Source organism: Aerococcus sp. L_32 (genome assembly GCF_050689315.1).
In genome coordinates this window covers 1-5,233 of sequence record NZ_JBOEQF010000147.1, presented here as the reverse complement: position 1 = coordinate 5,233, position 5,233 = coordinate 1, and the positions used below count along the sequence as shown (strand labels likewise).

4 protein-coding genes are annotated in these 5,233 nt (G+C 36.7%); 1 reads left to right on the top strand and 3 read right to left on the bottom strand.

The features are described 5' to 3' along the window. Window positions 1-248: 248 nt before the first annotated feature. The 3 genes from ACRCJ0_RS09140 to brnQ form a co-directional block, all read right to left on the bottom strand. Window positions 249-1,118 carry a DegV family protein gene (locus ACRCJ0_RS09140; protein ID WP_431390252.1) on the bottom strand — a complete coding sequence of 290 codons (870 nt, stop codon included), beginning with the start codon at window positions 1,116-1,118 and terminating at the stop codon, window positions 249-251. Between the two features lie 368 nt (window positions 1,119-1,486). Then, window positions 1,487-1,642: a hypothetical protein gene (locus ACRCJ0_RS09135; RefSeq protein ID WP_431390251.1), complete on the bottom strand. Its 156-nt coding sequence runs from the start codon at window positions 1,640-1,642 to the stop codon at window positions 1,487-1,489. Window positions 1,643-2,005: 363 nt separating this feature from the next. Next, window positions 2,006-3,361, bottom strand: a complete 1,356-nt coding sequence (brnQ, locus tag ACRCJ0_RS09130) for a branched-chain amino acid transport system II carrier protein (protein ID WP_431390250.1) — start codon at window positions 3,359-3,361, stop codon at window positions 2,006-2,008. A gap of 260 nt (window positions 3,362-3,621) precedes the next feature. Between brnQ and ACRCJ0_RS09125 the strand changes: the two genes are divergently transcribed. Further along, the gene (locus ACRCJ0_RS09125) at window positions 3,622-5,145 is read left to right on the top strand and encodes an FAD/NAD(P)-binding protein (RefSeq protein WP_431390249.1); all 1,524 of its coding nucleotides are present in this window, start codon (window positions 3,622-3,624) and stop codon (window positions 5,143-5,145) included. Window positions 5,146-5,233: the final 88 nt, after the last annotated feature.

Below are 5,233 nucleotides of genomic sequence, written 5' to 3'. Positions count from 1 at the left end.
ATGGTAGAAGTGTTTCAAACTCATTTCGTTGGTGGTATCATCCATTACTTCGCCATCTTTAAAAGTAATCTTTAAAGTTACCTCGTACACATCGGGATGGTTTTTTAATTCGTCAGGCAAACTAGATGTACTATCTACAATGATTGCTGAGCGCATAATATTCTCCTCCTTGTAACACTTGGTGCACTGTGTTTATTCAAGGTACATTATAGCAAAAAAAATGCGATAAATCGCATTTTTCTCGAATATTACAATTCGGCATCTACCAATAAAAAGATCCCAATCGAGCCGTTCCCTACATGGGTCCCTACAACCGGCGTTAATGCAGAGACAGTTACTTGTGACATATCCATATCATCTGACATATTGGCAACAAGTTCTAAAGCGCGTTCTGAAGCGTTTGAGTGGGCTACAGACACATGTAAACGATCGCCATACTTAGCGTGGGCAGTCTCGTAAATCCCTTTGAATTTTTCTTTCATTTTACGGTCAGTACGTATTTTATCAATCACTTCTAGCGCACCCGTTTGGTCAATTTTAATTAAAGGTGTAATTTTTAATAGGTTACCAAAGAAGGCACCGGCAGCTGATAAACGGCCTCCTTTTACTAGGTTGTCCAATGAACCCACCAAGATATAAGTTTCACTTTCGTTAGCTACTTGTTCTAAGGCGGGTACAACAGTTGCTGCAGTATGACCTGCTGTTAATAATCGTAAACACTCACCTACCAAATGTTGCGACACAGCTGATGTCGACTTAGCATCAATAATATGGGTGGTAACTTGATCGGTAAACTCTCTTGATACCGCTTCTAATGAAGACAGAGTGCCACTTAATTGACTAGCAATCACAATGCCATAAACTTCATCATAGCCAGCTTTGATAATTTCTTCATATAGGTCATAAATTTGTCCGTTTGTCGGTTGTGACGTTGTTGGTAATACTGTCATATTTTCTAATTCATTATAATAGTCTGAGATCACTTGGGGGTCACTAGAATCTTCACGCACTTCTCCATCAGGAAAAATAACACTCAACTTAATCTGAAATACATTCTCTAGACTGCTTAGGTCTTCTGGTAAAGTTGCTGTTGAGTCAACAATAATTGCTGTTTTCATATTTATGGGTCTCCTTAAAAAATACATCATTGTACTAAAAATGGTGTCGACATAGTTTAACATGACCACGAGACAAAAAAAAGAGTAAGTTTTAACACTTACTCTTTTTCCTAGTTATCATAACTAGATCGTTCATAAAGTTTCATTTAGCCATTGCGATGCGCTTCAAGTTCAGTAGCCTTATTTAATACACGTTTACGATTTGAATGAGTAAACAAGCAATACAACAATACACCTAGAATGAAAGAAATACCCTGTACTAGAGTCCCTAATATATAAATCCATACTTTTATGTCTGACTCTTATTGCACTAGCGCATCTGAAACGTAATCTACCATAGCTAAAGCTTGCCCCGAAATAAATCCGGCTTATCCTGCTTTACGTGCAAATGAATAAAGAGAATATACAGCACCATCTTGACGATTACGCGTTGTCACTTCACTATCATTTACAACCTCTAAAATTGCCGTCCAGATAACTGAATTGAACATAGCAGATTTAAGATAACCCATAACTGTCATCACACTATATACATATTATCAGTACTGTTAAAGTACAAGGTTGAAGATATGAGACCAACAAAATTCATAATAACTGAGGCTAATTCTTTCTTACCAAAACGGCTGGCTAGATTTTTGTAACGACGCAGCTTCCTTATCCATCTTCACACGTTCAGTAGTATTTTTATTACTGATGATATGCATTTTAAATATACTGTTATCGTTGTACTAGAAAAAAATATACGTTTATTACATTTTGTTGGCATACGTAACAGTTAATATATGCGATATAAAATGATCTCTATCAAGTTTATAAACGATAGTTGTATTTTGCAAACAAAAAAACACCTCACTTCAAATCAAGAAGTAGAGGTGTTATCCGTTCGTTTAACTAGCTATTTTTTCTTTTTCAGTAAGAATAATACCAATAACGAGTCCAATCAGAGCTGGGACTAGCCAGCCAAATCCAAAGGCATAGAATGGCAGAATCGTATCAGCAAATTGACCAATAGCTTCTCCACCGATTGCATTAAAGATGCCTTCGGGTAAAGTTTTAATGAAATCGAATAAGGCTGCAAACATTGTAAAAATAGTAACCCAGCGATATACATGTTTACTGGTATAAATAGGTTCACATAAAGCGATAATAACTAGTGAAATTGCTAATGGATACAAGAACATTAATACCGGCGTGGATAAGCCAATAATCGTTGTTAATCCTACGTTTGAAACAAGGAAAGATAAGACCGCAAATAAAATAGTCCAATTGGTCAATGATAATTTATTCGGGAAAAGTTCTTCAAAAGTTTCTGCACAAGCTACAATTAATCCGATTGCTGTCTTTAAACATGCGAAGACCATAACTATAGCTAAGATGACTGAGCCAGCAGTTCCAAAGTAGTGTTGCGTAATCAAGGAGAGCGCGATACCACCATTTTCTTGTACATCAATAAAGCCACGACTTTGTGTACCTAAAATAGCTAAGCTGAAATAAATCAAACCCATTAATATAGCAGTTAATAAACCGGATCTTACTGTTGAATTGGCCAAGTTTTTAGGTTCATTCACGCCTAATTTACGGATTGAGCGAATAATAATGATACCAAAAGCCAATGCCGCTAAGACGTCCATCGTATTATAACCTTCCAAAAACCCTTGGAAAAAGGCTTGATTTGAATAGCTAGCAATTGATTCAACTTCAGCTACGCTTGTTTCCGGCATTGTAAATGCACGAATAAAAATAATTGCTAAGAAAATAAGAAACACAGGATTTAAGAACTTACCAATATAATCCATAATGTTTGATGGCCGAAGTGATAATGCCAAGGCTACCCCGAAAAATAAGGCTGAATAAATCAATAAAGCGACAGGTGACCCAGCGAAACTTGTTGTCGCAAAACCCACTTCAAAAGATACAGATGCCGTCCTTGGACTAGCGAAGAATGGGCCTATAGTTAAATACAGTGCTACCGTAAAAAAGTATGCATATTTTCTAGAAATCTTACTTGCTAAATGAAAGACACCTTCTGAGTGTGTCATCCCCATAGCGGCTACTGCTAGTAAAGGTAGTCCAGTTGCAGTAATAATAAATCCTAGACTTGCTTGCCAAACATGGTTACCAGCCATTTGTCCCATTAAAACAGGGAAAATAATATTACCAGCACCAAAAAATAAGCCAAACAACGTGGAAGCTACGACAATGAGCTCGCGCATTGTCAGCTGTTTATTTAAATTTGGTTTCATAATTATAACTCCTTTTCGTATTCAACAAAAATACCATATCCTAACATAAAACAACATTACATTAAGATAAAATTTAGGGAATTTTAATCCCATCCTCTTTTGAATTACGGATATTTCATAGGGAATTTTCTTGTAAAACATAGGAATATGCTATAATTTATAGCGTTAATAGGATGGGGAAAGTAGACGCAATAATCAAATATATTTCAATATGCTTTCGTCCGTACAAAAATTTTTTAACAACATTTAAGGAGAATACTATGCAAATCGCGATTGTAGGATTAGGTGTAGCTGGAAATGGCACCTTGAAAGCCCTGATTGATTTTAAAAACCAACATCCAAAGCAACCCTTAACAATTGATATTTATGATGAATCTACGTCCTTAGGCAATGGTTTCCCCTATCAAGAGGACGACCATAAGTTAGTAATGAATTCATATGCGAAAGATTTGTCTATCGAAGCAGATAATCCTAATGATTTATTAGACTGGTTGTCATACCACCACAAAGAATACTGTAATCCAGCAGCTTTTATCCCCCGTGCAATGTACGGTGATTATCTAAAAGACCGTATGAAACATTATTTAGACAATGACCACGTTCATATCCATTACCAACGTATTCAAGACATCCAAGTTGTAGATCAAACAGGTAGTCATATTACAGGCAGCCAGGAAAAGAATTACTACTATCAATTACAAACAGCTGATGGTCATTGGCAGAACACCATCTATAACGTCGTTTTCTTAAATATTGGGCATCCACCTTATGCAGATCGCTATCACTTAATGGGGCACAGTGGATATATCCATGATCCGTACCCCGTAAATGAGAAACTTGCCACTATTCATCCAAATAAAAAGATTGGCATCATTGGATCCGGCTTAACTGGTCTAGATGTTATGCGTTACCTACAATATCACTATGCTGGTCAACTCGCTCGTTCAATTACCTTCTTTACACGATCTACACCATTCTCCTCTGTTAAACAAGGGCCATATGATGGTTATATTCAGGCTACTTTTAATATGGATTGGATTAAAAATCAGCAGTCAGCCCATAATGGTTATATTCCACTAGATAATATATTGGAAACTTTTATGGTAGATATGGCAGTTAATAATGTAGATGTTAAACGCGTAATTGACCGATATGGTAGTGGCTCTATCACGGAGATTCGTCAAGAATTAGCCCACTACGATCGCGATTTACATATATTCCAAATTTATACAGGTATTGTCACGCCTTATTTACCTTATATATACATGGGCATGTCGATACTTGACCGCAATATATATAAGCAAGAATATATGCCTATTTTTGAACATTTCAGAAGTCAAATGACACATGAAGCCCTAGGGGATATTATGCAATGGTATGATGAGGGGAAAGTGACCTTCCACAGTAAACTGGCAGATATCAAACCGTATAGTGATGGGGGGTTCGAACTGATCTTTGAGAACGGTTCAAGCAAGCATGTGGATATTTTAGTGAATGCAGCTGGATTTGAAAGTCAATTACTGCCGGCAACACAGCAAGATTTATTCATAAAAAATATGGTTAACCGTGACTTATTTACCCCTGCCTTAGACGGTGGTGTGCTAGTAACCTGGCCTCAAGGACAAGTCATTTCTCAACGGTATGGAACACTCGACAACCTCTTATTGTCAGGTCGTTGGATTATGACCACACAATACGGAAACAACAATGCACAAATGTCTTTTGCCTTTGGACAACAAGTCGCAAAACAATTTATAGATCGGCAAGTAAAAGCGTATAAATAAATAAAAGTCTGACCTGATCGCAATGCTTCTTAATCAGGTCAGACTTTTCATTTTATACTGCTAATTGATTTGATCCATCACTATAATC